Genomic DNA, 14,796 nt, shown 5'->3' on the forward strand with positions numbered 1-14,796 from the left:
CGCCGCCGCAGCCGTCATCAGGGAGCACCCGTGAGCATCACCGAGCAGCCGCCGGGCCACCTCTCCGAGCCGCCGTACGAGGACTGGGGCGACGGCCCGGTCTCCTACGCCCCCGGCGAGCGCCCGACCAAGCCCGGCGACCGCACCCCGCCGCAGGACATGGCCGCCGAGCAGTCCGTGCTCGGCTCGATGCTGATCAGCAAGGACGCCTGCGCCGAGGTCTCCGAGGTGCTGCGCGGCACCGACTACTACCGCCCCACCCACGAGACGATCCACGACGCGATCATCGACCTCTACGGCCGCAGCGAGCCGGTGGACATGATCACCGTCGCCGCCGAGCTCCAGCGCCGCGGCGAGCTCGAGCGGATCGGCGGCGCGCCGTACCTCCACACGCTCTCGGCCAACGTCCCGATCGCGGCCAACGCCGCCTACTACGCCGAGATCGTCCGGGAGAAGGCGATCCTGCGCCGGCTGGTCGACGCGGGCACGCGCATCGTCCAGATCGGGTACGCCGGCGAGGGCGAGGTCGACGACATCGTCGACCAGGCCCAGGCCGAGGTCTACAAGATCGCCGACAAGCGCGGGGGCGAGGACTACGCCCCGCTCTCCGACATCATGGACGGCGTCCTCGACGAGATCGAGGCCATCGGCAACCGGGAGGCCGGGCTCTACGGCGTGCCCACCGGCTTCGCCGACCTCGACGAGCTGACCAACGGCCTGCACTCGGGACAGATGATCATCGTCGCGGCGCGCCCCGCCATGGGGAAGGCGCTGGCGCTCGACACCCCGCTGCCGACCCCTACCGGGTGGACGACGATGGGGGAGGTCCAGGTCGGTGACCACCTCGTCGACGCCGACGGTCGACCCACCCGGGTCGTCGCGGCCACAGAGGTGATGCTGGGTCGGCCTTGCTACGAGGTGACCTTCTCGGACGGGTCCACCATCGTGGCCGACGAGCAGCACCAGTGGCTGACCGAGAGCACTGAGGGCCGGGCCATCCGGACGACAGGAACGATCGCGTCTTCGGTGGGTGACGGACACGCCATCGCGATGCCTGACGGATCTTCGGTGAAGGTCGAGTCGCTTCGGCCGATCGAGAGCGTCCCGGTCAGGTGCGTGCAGGTGGACAACCAGGACCACCTCTACCTCGCCGGCCGCTCCATGATCCCCACGCACAACTCCACACTCGCCCTGGACTTCTGCCGAGCGGCCTCGATCCACAACAACCTGGCGAGCGTCTTCTTCAGCCTGGAGATGACGCGCTCGGAGATCACCATGCGCCTGCTCTCGGCCGAGGCGAAGGTCCCGCTCAACCACATCCGCAACGGCAACATGGGCGACGAGGACTGGACCAAGCTCGCCCGGAAGATGGGTGAGGTCTCGAGCGCGCCCATGTTCATTGACGACAGCCCCAACATGACGATGATGGAGATCCGCGCGAAGGCGCGGCGGCTCAAGCAGCGTCACGACCTCAAACTGATCGTCATCGACTACCTCCAGCTGATGACCTCGGGAAAGAAGGTCGAGTCGCGCCAGCTCGAGGTCTCGGAGTTCTCCCGGCAGATCAAGCTGTTGGCCAAGGAGCTCGAGGTCCCGATCATCGCGCTCTCCCAGCTCAACCGTGGTCCCGAGCAGCGCGGCGACAAGCGCCCGATGATGAGCGACCTGCGTGAGTCGGGCTGCCTCACAGCCGAGACCCGGCTGCTGCGCGCCGACACCAACGCCGAGGTCAGCCTGGGCGAGCTGATGGAGTCGGGTGCGACCGACGTCCCGGTGTGGGCGCTCGACGATCGGCTCAAGCTCGTGCCGCGGACGCTCACCCACGCGTTCCCCTCCGGCACCAAGCAGGTCTTCGAGGTCACCCTCGCCTCGGGGCGGAGGGTGCAGGCGACCGGCAACCACCCCTTCCTCACCTACGACGGCTGGGTGCCGCTCGCCGAGCTGACGGTCGGGTCGCGCGTCGGCTCCGTGCGGCACGTGCCCCCGCCCCTGCAGATCACGCCACGTGATGAGGACGAGATCGTCCTGCTCGCCCACCTGCTGGGGGACGGCTCGTTCGTCAAGCGGCAGCCGATCCGCTACGCCAGCATCGACGAAGCGAACCTGACCGCCGTCGCAGAGGCGGCCGCGCGTCGCTTCGGGATCACGGCGATCCGCGACGAGTACGCCGCCGCCCGCGTGACCACGCTCCGGCTCCCCGCCCCCTTCCGCCTCGCCCGCGGGCGGCGCAACCCGATCGCAGCCTGGTTGGACGAGGACGGCCTCTTCGGGCTGCGCAGCCACGAGAAATTCGTCCCCGACTGGGTCTTCGGGCTGCCCAAGGAGCAGGTCGGTCTCTTCCTGCGGCACCTCTGGGCGACCGACGGCTGCGTGCACCTCGACGAGAAGCGCAACATGGGCCGCGTCTACTACGCGAGCACCAGCCGACGGTTGGCCGACGACGTCGCGCGTCTGCTGGCCCGGTGGAACGTCTTCACCCGGATCAAGCGGGTGCGCAAGAAGGGGTACCGCGACGGCTTCCACGTCCATGTCGTGGGCAGCGAGAACCAGCTCCGCTTCCTCGACGAGATCGGAGTCCACGGTGCGCGAGGCGAGCAGGTGACACGGCTCGCGACCGCCATCCGTGACGTGCGACCCAACACCAATCTCGACACGGTGCCCCAGGAGGTCTGGGGGCGGGTGCGAGAGGTGCTGGCCGAGCAGGGCATCACCCACCGCGAGTTCGCGACGTCGATGGGCACCGCCTTCGGCGGATCCACCATGTGGAAGCCCGCTCCCAGCCGACAGCGGATGGCGCGCGTCGCCGAGGTGCTGGATGACGCCGAGCTCGAGGTGCTCGCCACTAACGACATCTACTGGGACAGCGTCGCCTCGGTGGAGCCGATCGGTGAGCAGGAGGTCTACGACGCCACGGTCCTGGGGGTGCACAACTTCGTCGCCAACGGGATCGCCCTCCACAACTCGATCGAGCAGGACGCCGACATGGTGATCCTCCTGCACCGTGACGACGTCTACGAGAAGGAGTCGACCCGCCCCGGCGAGGCCGACCTGATCGTGGCCAAGCACCGTAACGGCCCGACCCGGGACCTCACCGTCGCTTTCCAGGGTCACTACAGCCGCTTCGTCGACATGGCTCACTGAGTCGTTGCTCCCTCTCCCCTCTGGCCGGGGCCGGCCCAGACCGGCCGGGTCGAAGCGGCGATTTGCCACCAGTCGGCCCAGGGGCGGCCGATGGGAGGGCAACGACCTCTCGCCGTACGCGGCGACCACCCCGTCGAGGACCGCTATGCCCCACCCCGAGGACCAGGACCCGCGCCCGAGCCAGGCCGGCGCGCCGCTGCAGCGCGACGCGATGGACCTGCCGTCGCCGGAGTGCGTCGCGCTGGACCGACGGCGCGCGATCGACACCCAGCAGGCCACCGGCCTCCTGGTCGGGACCCTGGCCCTGGTGACCGCGGCGCTGCTGGGGCTCAACGCCGTGCTGCCGACCTGGAGCCGGGGGTTCCTGCTGCTGCTCGGCCCGGGGCTGGTCGCCGCGGTGCTCGTGCGGTACCGGCTGCCCGTGGGTGCTCGGGCGGCGCTGGCAGCGCTGGCGGCGACGTACGCCGTGGTGCTGCTGCTCGTGATCGGCTGATCGCGTCGAGCTCGGCCCGGGGTCTCGTGGCTCGCTGCGCTCGCACCTCGACCAGCTGGGCGACTGCTCCTCGACCAGCGGTGGGCGACTGCATCTCGACCAGCGGCGGGACTGCTCCTCGACCCGCGGGGCGCATCGTCCCGAAGGGCGGGCGGCCGATGCCGGGAGGCGACACAGTGTCACCTGTGAGCAGGTTCAACCGCCGTGCCGACGAGCACCCCGCGCACTCCGGGCCCGGTCGGCTGGCCGACATCAACGACCCGTCCGTGCCGGAGTCGCTGCGACGCGTGGTGAAGAGCGCCGGCGGGCGGTCCCACCCGCACGTGCTGCGCATCGTCGGCGGCCGACCGCGGGTGCTGGTCGCGGCCCGGCCCGAGGCGCTGGTGCACGTCAGCTTCGCGGGCGAGGACGACGCGGAGGCAACGGCGGCGTTCTCGGTGGCCTTCGTGCCGTGGGCGCAGGTCGAGGAGGTGCGGGTGACCGGGGTGTCGATCGCCTTCAAGTGGTCCGGGCACAGCGTGTCCGTCGAGATGGACACCCACGAGGACGCGCTGCAGAAGGTGCTGTTCTTCCTCGACGTCGCCGCCGGCGGGAGCTGACCACCGGAGCGGGATCAGGAGCGGTTGCGGACACCGTGCCGCAGCACGGTCAGCAGCCCCCCGAGCAGGTGGTTGGTGAACTCCGGCAGGTAGTACATCCCGATCTCGTGGCCGAGCGCGGTGTACCAGGAGCGACCCCGCCCGACCCGGTGCGTCCAGGCCATCGGGTGGTCGCCCATCACCCCGGAGACGCCGGGGTAGGTGGGGAGCGGGTTCTCCGGCCCGGTGGGGAGGTTGGAGGTGTTGGGGTCCTGCAGGTAGGTCGACTCGTCGATCGACAGCAGCACCCGCGACCGCCCGCGCACCGAGCTGGTGAAGGAGTAGAACTCCTCGAAGGGCACCAGCCAGGACTCCCCGAGGTGCCTCGTGGAGCGGTGCCGCTCGTCCTCGCGGACGATGAGGCCCGGCTGCTGGAGCGGGTGCGCGAGGAACCGCCCGCCCGCGAGCAGCTCGGTGTAGAAGTCGTTGGAGTACTCCGTGTCGGCGGCCGAGTGCACCCCGGCCCAGCCGCCGCCGCCGCGGACGAAGCGTTCGAGCGCGGTCCGCTGGCTGCCGTCGAGGACGTCACCGGTGGTGTTGACGAACGCCACGGCGTCGTACGCCGCCAGCGAGCGTCGCGTGAAGACCGTCGGGTCCTCGGTGGCGTCGACGCCGATCCCCCGCGCTGCGAGCATGCCCTGGATGGTCGAGACGGCCGTCTCGATCGAGGCGTGCCGGAAGCCGGTGGTGCGCGTGAAGACCAGCAGGCGCGGGAGCGACGCGGCCTGCGTCCCAGCGGCTCGGGCGACCGCCGCTGGGGCGAGGAGCGCGGCCGGGGTGGCGAGGGCGGCGCCGAGCAGGGCGCGCCGGCCCAGCCCGGTGCCGGCGCTTCCGCCGGTGGTGCAGGACGTCTCGGTGCACATGCGTCTCTCTCCTGGGTACGCCGTCGGGTCGCTCAGACCGCGGAGCCGTCGGCGATGCCGCGGGCGATGCGGAGCGCGTTGGCCATGACGGTCAGGGTCGGGTTGAAGCCGGGGAACGTCGGGAAGGTCGAGGCGTCGGCGACGAAGACGTTGTCGACGTCGTGGAGCCGGCCCGACGCGGTGGTCACCGAGGTGCGCGGGTCGGTGCCCATCCGGGCCGTGCCGGCGAGGTGGGCGGTGTAGGTGATGCCGTCGCTGAGGATCGGGAACGGCAGCGCGATCGCCGCCAGCGACTGCGGCGCCGCCTGGTGGGCCAGCAGCATCCGCGCGCCCAGCAGCGCGGCCGCGGCCTGCTCGTGGCGGTGCGGGGAGTAGGTGATGCGCGCCGCGGGGTTGCCGAGGAAGTCGCGCACGTCGGGGTCCAGGTCGACCCGGTTGTCGGCCTGGGGGAGGTCCTGGTGCACCAGCTGGGAGCCGGCGACGCCCGAGTGGGGCCCGACCCGCATCGCCGCCTTGTGGGCCAGGCCGTAGCCGGCGAAGCCCGCCAGCAGCTGGGCGCCGTTGATCGGCGGCCCGCCGGAGCCCAGCTGGATGATCCCGCCGGTGACGTAGGGGACACCGAGCGCCTGCACCTCGGGGCCGGTGAACGGTCCCACCAGGTCGTCGATCTGCAGGGTCGTGGACTGCGCGCGCAGCGGGTGGACGTCGTAGGGGAAGGCTGCGGCCACGATCGTGAAGTTGTGGAACATCATGTTGCGCCCGACCTGGTCCGAGCGGTTGCCGAGGCCGCCGGGGTGCGCGCGGCTGGCCGACATCAGCAGCAGCCGGGCGGTGTTGATCGGGCTGCCGGCCAGCACGACGGTCTGCGCCGGGACGCGGTGGACCTTGCCGCGCACGTCGCGGTAGCGCACGGCCCGCGCCCGCCGCCCGTCGCGGGTCGTCTCGACCCGGTCGACGAACGCGCGGTCGACGACCCGCACGCGCCCGGTCCGGACGGCGGGGTTGAGGAAGGAGACCAGCGCGTCGCCGCGCGCGTTGGTGGGGCAGCCGAAGCCCGAGCACAGACCACACGAGTTGCAGGCCGGTCGGCCGTCGCGCTCCACGGAGTTGACGGCGGCGGGGTAGGGGTAGGGCTCCATCCCGACCAGCCGGGCGCCCTCGGCGAGCAGGCTGGCGGCGTACCCCGTCGGGTTGGGGGGCATCGGGAAGTCGCGCCGGCGCGGCGACTGCTCGAGCGTGCGCGCGGGCATCGCCGAGCGGTCGCCCTGCACGCCGAGCCGCTGCTCGACGGTGTCGTAGAACGGGCTGAGGTCGTCGTAGCCGATCGGCCAGTCCGCGACCTGGGCGCCGTCGATCGGACCCATGTCGGAGAGCAGGCTGAAGTCCTGCTTCCAGAAGCGCGGGGTCTTGGCGTTGTAGTGCAGCGTCGTGCCGCCGACGGCCGCGCCGAGCTGGCCGAGGGCTCCCTGCGCGGAGCGGGCCACGCCGGAGGCCGCCTCGGCCCGGGTGCGCGTCGTGTAGGGCTCGAGGTCGCCGTCGGGGAAGCCGAAGCCGCGGTAGCCCTTGACCTCGTCGGAGCCGTACGTCGTCCCGAGGTCAGCGCTCTCGCGCCGACCGAAGCCCGGGCGCAGGTTGCGGCCCCGCTCCAGCACGGTCACGTCCCAGCCCTGCCGAGCCAGCTCCCACGCCGCCACGGACCCGGCCGCGCCGGACCCGACGACCACCGCCTCGCGGCTCATCGCCGGGCCTGCTTCCCGCCCAGGACCCCGCCGAGGAGCTCCTGCAGCGCGCCGCCCGGGTCGCCGTCGCGCACGCCTGCGGCGACGTCGTCCAGGACACCGGCGGCACCCCCCAGCAGGGCCTGCACGCGGTCGGCGAGCACCCGCGCGTCGCCGTCGGCCGGCGCCAGCAGCCCCATCGAGGCCTCGGAGGTCGCCAGCGCCAGCGCGGGCCCGTACGCCGCTAGCGCCCCCGTCACGTCGAGGACCGGCAGCGGCTCCAACGGCGGGTTGAGCACCTCGTCCTCGGTGTAGCCGCGGGGCTGGCGGTCGCCCTCGAAGCCGATCGCCTGCCAGCCCAGGGTGTCGCGGTTGCCGCCGTACTCCGGCGCCCCCCAGGTGCCCTCGAAGGCGTGGGTGACCGCGAGACCCGTCATGGCCGTGACCGCGGGGTCCTGGCTCGTCTGCAGCACCAGGTCGCGGGCGGGGCCGGGCAGCGTGGCGAAGCCCGGAGTCGAGGCGGCCAGGGCGTCGAGGCCGGCGGTGTAGACGCGCTGGAAGCGCCGGACCTTGCCCCGCCACGCCCTCTGCTCGTAGGCGTCGAGCGGCAGGAACCGCTCGAAGTGGTTGACCCGCGAGCCGGCCCGGTCGGAGAAGGGGCCGCCTGCGTAGATGCGCGGAGGGTCGGTGCGGAAGGCGCCGAGCAGGGCGTCGATGCTCTCGTGCGCCCCGGCCTCGAGCGCACCCGGCGTGCCGTCCTCGCCCGGGACGACGCGGTCCACCACGGCGGCGAGGGTCGCCAGCTGCTCCTCGGACAGGAAGCGGTTGCGGTCACGACCGACCGGGACGGCCACGGTCGGCAGGCCAGGCAGGGCGACCAGCGTCACCGCGCCCAGGGCGGCGCCGGCGAGCAGCCCGCGGCGGCTGGGCCAGGGCAGGTCGGTGCGTGGCGTGGTGGGGGTCACACGATCTCAACGCGCTGAACTGGAACGAGTTACACCTCGAGGTCCGACCCGTCCCGTCGGCTGCACCCCGCCGGTGCCGGTCGGGGCGGGTGGAGCGTGGGTAGCCTGCCGGCGTGGCAGAGGATCGTGGTGCGGGACGCACCTTCCTCAGTGACGCGGCCGGTGACCTGGGTGGGGACCTGAAGGCCTTCCTGGTCGCGGCGGTGCTGGTGCTCACCGGCGCCGGGGTGGGCTACCTGGTGGCCGAGGGGGAGGGCGTCGTGCTCGGCGGTCTCGCCGGCGGCGGCGTGTTCCTCCTCGTCGTCGCGTGGTGGGCGCTCAGCTGGGCCTGGCAGGCGGGTCGCAGTCTGCGCGAGCGCACCCGCCGCTGACCTCCCGCCGACCATCGCACGGCCCTGGCTCACGGCGCTGGCTCACGGCGCTGGCTCACGGCCATGGGACTGCAGCCCCGCTCAGCGCGTGAGTCCTGGGACCTGTGGTGGTTCCTCGCCGTAGTTGTAGTGCACGTTGGCCAGCTCGTAGGCCGGGACCTTCCAGTTGCCGTCGAGCCCGGTCAGGTGCCGGACGATCGGCTTCTCGACGGCCGCGCGGAAGACGAATCGCTTCTTGAAGTCAAGGCGCTCACCCCCTCGAGCTGCCCGGCGATGTCGTCGATCTGGGTCGCCAGGTCGGCGGCTGCCGCGCCGAAGGGGTCATGGGCTAGGCCCGCCCACGTGGCATGGGTCGACGCAGCTGATTCGCGGGCGCCTGCGGCAACCTGACGCAGGTCGTCGGCCATGTCTCTCCACCGGTCGGCCGTGGCATGGACCGAGGCGTCGTCACCAGTGACGGAGTCCCACTTCTCCACCAGCGGATCGACCAGCGGCCGCATCAGGGAGTAGACACCGTCGATCAGACCCGACATCGATCGCTCGGCCTCTGCCCAGACGTCGGCCACCTCAACCACGCATCCTGTCCAGGCCCTCGGCGATGATCTGGTCGGTGGCCACGAAGAGGTCGCGGCACAGCTGGAGGCGCTCGGCCATCCCCTCCAGGGAGTCCATCAGGTCGACGAGGTTCTCCTCGGTGGCCTGGGTGGCCTCGTCGAACTCGGCGTAGATCTCCTCGGCAGGGAGGATCTTCCCCAGCGCACCACGCTCGAGGGGCGAGGCCTGCCTGGCGTGCTCGACGGCCCGCACGTCGTCTCGCAGCACGCGCGGGCCATTGCCACGCTCAGGCCTCGTCGGTCTCCTCGACGGTGTCCGGCTCGGGCTCGGCGGCCACGGCCGAGGTCGAGCCGTCCAGGACCTCGGCGAGGTGGACGACCGCGTCGCCGGAGCTGACCAGGGGCGCCTCGGTGCGGCCGACGACGATGCCGTCGCGGTCGGCGTGCACCAGCCGCACCCGCTTGCCGAAGGAGTCGAAGAGGCCGCCGAGCCGCTGGCCGCGGGTCACCCGCTGGCCGAGCTCGGCCTCCAGGTGCAGCATCCCGGTGCCGCGGGCGCGGACCCAGCCCGAGCGCCACGACTCCAGCGTCACGGGGGGTGAGTCGTCCTCGAGCGGGTCGATCATCCCGAGGTGGGCCAGCACCCGGCGTACGCCGAGGACACCGGCGTCGACCGCCCAGCCGTCCATCCGCCACGCCTCGCCGGCCTCGTAGAGCAGCACCTTCGCGCCGGCCTCCCGCGCCGCCGCGCGGAGCGAGCCGTCGCGCAGGCGGGCGTGCAGCATCACCGGGGCGCCGAACGCCAGGGACAGCTCGCGGGTGCGCTCGTCCTCGAGGTCGGCGCGGATCTGCGGGAGGTTGGTGCGGCGGTCCGAGCCGGTGTGCAGGTCGATGCCGACCTCGCACTTGGCGACCACCTCGGTCATCACGAGGTGGGCGATCCGGGCGGCCAGCGACCCGCGCCTGGAGCCGGGGAAGGAGCGGTTGAGGTCGCGGCGGTCCGGCAGGTAGCGGTCGCCGTTCATGAAGCCGAGCACGTTGACGATGGGCACCGCGATCACCGTGCCGCGCAGCTTCTTGGCGTCCAGGTCGGCCAGCACCTGCCGGATGACCTCCACCCCCACGGCCTCGTCGCCGTGGATGGCCGCGTCGATCCAGACCGTCGGGCCCTCCTGCCGCCCGTGCACGACGCGGACCGGGAGGTCGACGTCGGCGCCGGTCACGAGCCGGGTGATGGGCAGGGCCAGCGCCTGCTTGCGGCCCGCACGGACCCGCACGGGACCGATCTCGAAGGAGTCGCGGGGCACGGGGGCAGCCTAGGGCGACCGGCCGGGTGGTCTGGCCGGGTCGACCAGGCCGGGTCGTCCGGGCAGGTGCGGCTCAGCGCCCGCGGTTGCGGCGTCGTACGGCGACGGGCGGGCGCGGCCCGAGGTAGGACCGTCCCGGGTCGACGGCGTACCCCTGCCGCAGCGCCTCGCGCCCCACGAGCATCCGGAAGCCCATCTCGTCACGCCGCGACAGCGTCATCTCGCAGGAGATGGTGCGGCCCATCAGCGTGACGTCCATCGGCACGACCAGCCGCTCCTCGGCGTGGCCGGAGGAGGAGCGCACCTCGCGCACGTCGATCACCGGGCACCGCGCGGCGACGGCGTCCTCGTCGGTGGCCTGCCAGGGGTGGACGGAGAAGGAGACCCAGCGCTCGCCGCCGACCCGCTCCTCGCTCAGGTCGAAGGCGTGGATCGCCGAGCTGCGGGCGCCGGTGTCGAGCTTGGCCTTGATCCACGGGACTCCCACGCCGGGCAGGCTCACCCACTCACGCCACCCCGCGAGGGTGTAGGAAGGGTCGGGGGCGGGCAGGTCGTCAGGCACGTCCTCGACTCTCCTTCCTCCAGACTCGGGTGGTCATGAAGCTAGCGATCCTCTCCCGCGCACCCCGCTCGTACAGTACGCAGCGCCTGCGCACCGCCGCGCTGGACCGTGGGCACACGGTCAAGGTGCTCAACACCCTGCGCTTCGGCATCGACCTGTCGGGTGACGAGCCGGACCTGCAGTTCCGCGGCAAGCAGCTCTCGCACTACGACGCGATCCTGCCGAGGATCGGCAACTCCATCACCTACTTCGGCACCGCGGTGGTGCGGCAGTTCGAGCAGATGGACGTCTACACGCCCAACACCTCGTGGGGCATCGCCAACAGCCGCGACAAGCTCCGCGCGACCCAGATCCTGTCCCGCCACCAGATCGGGATGCCGGCCACGACCTTCGTGCAGGGCCGCGGCGACGTGATCCCCGCGATCGAGCGGGTCGGCGGGGCGCCGGTGGTCATCAAGCTGCTCGAGGGCACCCAGGGCATCGGCGTCATCCTGGCCCCCGACATCAAGGTCGCCGAGGCGATCATCGAGACGCTGCAGTCGACCCGGCAGAACGTGCTGATCCAGCGCTTCGTCAAGGAGTCCAAGGGCCGCGACATCCGCGCCCTGGTCGTCGGAGACCGGGTCGTGGCGGCGATGCGCCGGGTCGCGCAGGGCGACGAGTTCCGCTCCAACGTGCACCGCGGCGGGTCCGTGGAGCCGGTCGACCTCGACCCGGCCTTCGAGCGCGCGGCCGTGCGGTCGGCCCAGATCATGGGCCTGCGGGTCGCGGGCGTCGACATGCTCGAGGGCAACGACGGTCCGCTGGTGATGGAGGTCAACTCCTCCCCGGGCCTGGAGGGGATCGAGACCGCCACCAAGCTCGATGTCGCCGGCGCGATCATCGACTACATCGACAACCAGGTCGCCTTCCCCGAGATCGACGTGCGGCAGCGGCTGACCGTCTCGACGGGGTACGGCGTCGCCGAGATCCAGGTCGGTGAGGCCTCCGACCTCGTGGGCAAGACGCTCGGGCAGTCGAGCCTGCGGGAGAAGGACATCAGTGCGCTGACCCTGCACCGCGGCACCCAGGTCATCCCCAACCCCAACGCCCAGCACGTCCTCGAGGCCGGCGACCGGCTGCTCTGCTTCGGCAAGCTCGAGGAGATGCGCTCGATGATCCCCAGCCGGCGCAAGCGCAGCCGGAAGCTGAAGAAGCTGCCCAAGGAGCCGATCCACGACGTGCCACCGGCTGGCTGAGCCCGTCACCCGTACTCGCCTGGTTGACCGGTCCACCTCCGGCTGGCTAGCCTCCCGCTCGTTGTGAGCCGGGTCACAGACCCCGGCTCGTCCCCACACTTCTCGGGAGGAATCCATGGGTCACACCCCTGCCCGGACGCGGCGCTCGCTCGCCGCCTCCGCGGTCGGCGCCCTCACGCTGGGCGCCCTGACCTTCGCCGGGCCGGCCACCGCCCCGGCCCGGGCCGACGACGGCGCCGGACCGACCGCCACGCCGGCGGCCGCCAAGCCCGGCCGTCCGGGCAAGGGCGTGCGGTCCCTCGCCGACCACGCGCTGCGCCCCGCGGGCGCCGACCAGAACTTCTACTTCGTCATGGGCGACCGCTTCGCCAACGGCGACCCCGCCAACGACACCGGCGGGATCGAGGGCGGCCGGCTCGAGCACGGCTTCGACCCGAGTGCCAAGGGCTTCTACCACGGCGGCGACCTCGCCGGCCTGACCGAGAAGCTCGACTACGTCCAGGGCCTGGGCACCGACGCCATCTGGCTCACGCCGATCTTCAAGAACAAGGCGGTCCAGCTCGAGGACGGTCCCTCGGCCGGCTACCACGGCTACTGGATCACCGACTTCACGCAGGTCGACCCGCACCTGGGCACCAACGAGGAGCTCGCCGCCCTCGTCGACGCCGCCCACGCGCGGGGGATGAAGGTCTACTTCGACATCATCACCAACCACACCGCCGACGTGATCGGCTACGAGGAGGGGGCGCGCACGGCGTACGTCGACAAGGACGTCGAGCCCTACCGCACCGCCGCCGGGGACCCCTTCGACGACCGCGACTTCGCCGGCACCGACGACTTCCCGCTGATGGACCCGGCGACGTCCTTCCCCTACACCCCCGTGCTGGAGGAGGGCGAGGAGGACCTGAAGGTCCCGGCCTGGCTCAACGACCCGAGCCTCTACCACAACCGCGGCAACACGACCTTCGTCGGCGAGGACAGCCAGTACGGCGACTTCTTCGGTCTCGACGACCTCTTCACCGAGCACCCGACCGTGCGCGACGGGATGATCGACATCTACCGCACCTGGGTCGGCGAGTTCGGCATCGACGGCTTCCGCATCGACACCATGAAGCACGTCGACGACGAGTTCTGGAAGGCCTTCGGACCGGGGCTGCTCGACTACGCCCGCGCCAACGGCAAGCCGGACTTCTTCATGTTCGGTGAGGTCGCCCTCGACGGCAGCGACGCCGAGGCGACCTCCTTCACCTCGCACTACACGACCCACCTCGGCATGCAGGCGATCCTGGACTTCCCGTTCCAGTGGGCCGCGCGCGACTTCATCTCCCGCCAGGGCAGCGCCGCCGCGCTGCGTGACTTCTTCCTCGCCGACGACTGGTACACCGACGCCGACTCCAACGCCTCGGTGCTGCCGACCTTCCTGGGCAACCACGACATGGGCCGGATCGGCCACTTCCTGGGCGCCGACGACCCGGACGCCACCGCGGAGGTGAAGCTGGCCCGGTCGCGGCTCGCCCACGACCTGCTCTACCTCTCGCGTGGCAACCCGGTCGTCTTCTACGGCGACGAGCAGGGCTTCACCGGCACCGGCGGCGACCAGCTGGCGCGCCAGGACATGTTCCCCAGCACCACCCCGGAGTACGTCGACGACGAGCAGCTCGGCTCCTCCTCGACGCCCGCCGAGGACAACTTCGACACCGACCACCCGCTCTACCAGCACATCTCCGGACTGGCCGCGCTGCGCGAGGAGCACCCGGCCCTGAGCACCGGTGCCATGCAGGTGCGCACCGCCGAGGGCGGCGCGCTGGTCTTCTCCCGCATCGACGCCGAGGAGCAGGTCGAGTACGTCGTGGCCGTCAACAACAGCGAGGAGCCCGCGCGCGTCACGACCTCGACCTTCGCCGGCGGCCAGCGGCTCGAGCGCATCTACGGTGAGGGACCGGACCGGCTGCGCACCGACCGGCGGGGCGAGGTCAGCCTCGAGGTCCCCGCGACCGGCTCGGTCGTCTACCGCGCGACCGCCCCGCTGCCCGCGTCGCGCACGGCACCGAAGATCACGCTGCGTGCCCCGGCTCCGTCGCAGGAGGCGCACAGCCGCTACCTCGTGCAGGCCGACCTGCGCGACTACTCATCCTTCGCCGAGGTCACCTTCCTGGCCCGCGAGCCCGGCGAGGAGTGGACGCCCATCGGCACCGACGACTCCGCGCCGTACCGCGTCTTCCACGACCTGTACGACGCCGAGCCCGGCACCCGCGTGCAGTACCGCGCCGTGGTGCTGGACAACGCCGGTCACACCCGGGCCTCGGAGGTCCGGCGCGCCACCGTGGCACCGCCGCGCCTGGAGGTGACCACCTCCGGCTCCGACGGCTCCGTGACCGCCATCGACCCCGTGCGGGTCTCGACCGTGCCCGACCCGGAGCACCCCGACCAGGTCGTGACCTTCGAGCGCCGCGTCGGCGACGGGTCCTGGACCGAGATCGGCACCGACTCCTCCTCGCCGGTCTACACCGTCGACGACGACGTGAGCGAGCTCGACCTGGGCACCTCGGTGTCCTACCGGGCCTCGATGGTCGTGGGCGACCGGGTCGTGCGTTCCCGCCCGGTCACCGTCGTGACCGCCGCGCCCACGCCGGCCCGGGAGTCGGTCACCGTCGCGGGCAGCCTGCAGTCGGAGATCGGCTGCCCGGACGACTGGCAGCCCGGCTGCACCGAGAGCCGGCTGGAGTTCGACGAGACCGACGGGCTGTGGCGGGCCACCTTCACGCTGCCGGAGGGCGAGTACGAGTGGAAGGTCGCCGTCGACGGCTCGTGGGACGAGAACTACGGCGCCGGGGGCGCGGCCGGTGGCGACAACCTGTCGCTGTCGGTGCCGGCCGGTGGTGGCGACTACACCTTCACCTGGGACCAGGTGAGCAAGGTGCCGGCGGTCGCGCCGGCCGGTTGAGC

General features: G+C 72.1%; 13 protein-coding genes. 6 read left to right on the top strand and 7 right to left on the bottom strand.

Features of this window, described 5'->3' with window-relative positions; genetic code table 11:
- The first annotated feature begins 159 nt into the window (after window positions 1–159).
- The 3 genes from ACYVID_RS12375 to ACYVID_RS12385 all read left to right on the top strand — a co-directional run bounded on the left by ACYVID_RS12375 (window position 160) and on the right by ACYVID_RS12385 (window position 4,233).
- Window positions 160–3,141, top strand: coding sequence for a replicative DNA helicase (locus tag ACYVID_RS12375; RefSeq protein ID WP_460737545.1), 2,982 nt, complete (start codon window positions 160–162; stop codon window positions 3,139–3,141).
- 145 nt (window positions 3,142–3,286) lie between these two features.
- Window positions 3,287–3,634: a hypothetical protein gene (locus tag ACYVID_RS12380; RefSeq protein ID WP_460737436.1), complete on the top strand. Its 348-nt coding sequence runs from the start codon at window positions 3,287–3,289 to the stop codon at window positions 3,632–3,634.
- A 185-nt stretch (window positions 3,635–3,819) separates the two neighbouring features.
- On the top strand, window positions 3,820–4,233 hold the full coding sequence (locus ACYVID_RS12385; protein WP_460737438.1) for a hypothetical protein: 414 nt from the start codon (window positions 3,820–3,822) through the stop codon (window positions 4,231–4,233).
- Window positions 4,234–4,247: 14 nt separating this feature from the next.
- Here ACYVID_RS12385 and ACYVID_RS12390 read toward each other — a convergent pair whose 3' ends face one another.
- From ACYVID_RS12390 to ACYVID_RS12400, 3 genes are read right to left on the bottom strand one after another with little or no spacing between them, the layout of a single operon-like run.
- Window positions 4,248–5,135, bottom strand: a complete 888-nt coding sequence (locus ACYVID_RS12390; RefSeq protein WP_460737440.1) for a ThuA domain-containing protein — start codon at window positions 5,133–5,135, stop codon at window positions 4,248–4,250.
- Between the two features lie 32 nt (window positions 5,136–5,167).
- A complete protein-coding gene (locus tag ACYVID_RS12395; RefSeq protein WP_460737442.1) occupies window positions 5,168–6,874 on the bottom strand; it encodes a GMC family oxidoreductase in 1,707 nt (568 codons plus the stop codon).
- Window positions 6,871–7,818, bottom strand: coding sequence for a gluconate 2-dehydrogenase subunit 3 family protein (locus ACYVID_RS12400; protein ID WP_460737444.1), 948 nt, complete (start codon window positions 7,816–7,818; stop codon window positions 6,871–6,873). Before ACYVID_RS12400 ends, ACYVID_RS12395 begins: the two co-directional genes overlap by 4 nt.
- Window positions 7,819–7,931: 113 nt before the next feature.
- Here ACYVID_RS12400 and ACYVID_RS12405 point away from each other — a divergent pair, with 113 nt between their 5' ends.
- Complete coding sequence (locus tag ACYVID_RS12405) at window positions 7,932–8,189, top strand: hypothetical protein (RefSeq protein ID WP_460737446.1); 258 nt, start codon at window positions 7,932–7,934, stop codon at window positions 8,187–8,189.
- A 182-nt stretch (window positions 8,190–8,371) separates the two neighbouring features.
- On the opposite strand, the gene ACYVID_RS12410 is transcribed toward ACYVID_RS12405, so the two are convergent.
- The 4 genes from ACYVID_RS12410 to ACYVID_RS12425 form a co-directional block, all read right to left on the bottom strand.
- Window positions 8,372–8,764 (bottom strand): hypothetical protein, encoded by a 393-nt coding sequence (locus tag ACYVID_RS12410; RefSeq protein ID WP_460737448.1) that lies wholly within the window; start codon window positions 8,762–8,764, stop codon window positions 8,372–8,374.
- Complete coding sequence (locus tag ACYVID_RS12415; RefSeq protein WP_460737450.1) at window positions 8,757–9,011, bottom strand: hypothetical protein; 255 nt, start codon at window positions 9,009–9,011, stop codon at window positions 8,757–8,759. The genes ACYVID_RS12410 and ACYVID_RS12415 overlap by 8 nt, the downstream gene beginning before the upstream one ends.
- A gap of 19 nt (window positions 9,012–9,030) precedes the next feature.
- Window positions 9,031–10,050 (bottom strand): succinylglutamate desuccinylase/aspartoacylase family protein, encoded by a 1,020-nt coding sequence (locus ACYVID_RS12420; protein ID WP_460737452.1) that lies wholly within the window; start codon window positions 10,048–10,050, stop codon window positions 9,031–9,033.
- Between the two features lie 73 nt (window positions 10,051–10,123).
- Entirely contained in the window at window positions 10,124–10,612 is a 489-nt protein-coding gene (locus ACYVID_RS12425; RefSeq protein ID WP_300645257.1) for an ATP-dependent zinc protease family protein, read from the bottom strand.
- Between the two features lie 35 nt (window positions 10,613–10,647).
- Between ACYVID_RS12425 and ACYVID_RS12430 the strand changes: the two genes are divergently transcribed.
- Together ACYVID_RS12430 and ACYVID_RS12435 are read left to right on the top strand one after the other, a co-directional pair.
- A complete protein-coding gene (locus ACYVID_RS12430; protein WP_460737455.1) occupies window positions 10,648–11,850 on the top strand; it encodes a RimK family alpha-L-glutamate ligase in 1,203 nt (400 codons plus the stop codon).
- A 115-nt stretch (window positions 11,851–11,965) separates the two neighbouring features.
- Window positions 11,966–14,794 carry an alpha-amylase family glycosyl hydrolase gene (locus ACYVID_RS12435; RefSeq protein WP_460737457.1) on the top strand — a complete coding sequence of 943 codons (2,829 nt, stop codon included), beginning with the start codon at window positions 11,966–11,968 and terminating at the stop codon, window positions 14,792–14,794.
- The last annotated feature ends 2 nt before the right edge of the window (window positions 14,795–14,796 follow it).

It is taken from the genome of Nocardioides ginkgobilobae (genome assembly GCF_054781275.1).

Coding starts and splice junctions, on each gene's coding strand:
- ACYVID_RS12375 (WP_460737545.1), top strand. CDS start 160: ATGGCCGCCGAGCAGTCCGTGCTCGGCTCGATGCTGATCAGCAAGGAC.
- ACYVID_RS12380 (WP_460737436.1), top strand. CDS start 3,287: ATGCCCCACCCCGAGGACCAGGACCCGCGCCCGAGCCAGGCCGGCGCG.
- ACYVID_RS12390 (WP_460737440.1), bottom strand. CDS start 5,135: ATGTGCACCGAGACGTCCTGCACCACCGGCGGAAGCGCCGGCACCGGG.
- ACYVID_RS12395 (WP_460737442.1), bottom strand. CDS start 6,874: ATGAGCCGCGAGGCGGTGGTCGTCGGGTCCGGCGCGGCCGGGTCCGTG.
- ACYVID_RS12430 (WP_460737455.1), top strand. CDS start 10,648: ATGAAGCTAGCGATCCTCTCCCGCGCACCCCGCTCGTACAGTACGCAG.
- ACYVID_RS12435 (WP_460737457.1), top strand. CDS start 11,966: ATGGGTCACACCCCTGCCCGGACGCGGCGCTCGCTCGCCGCCTCCGCG.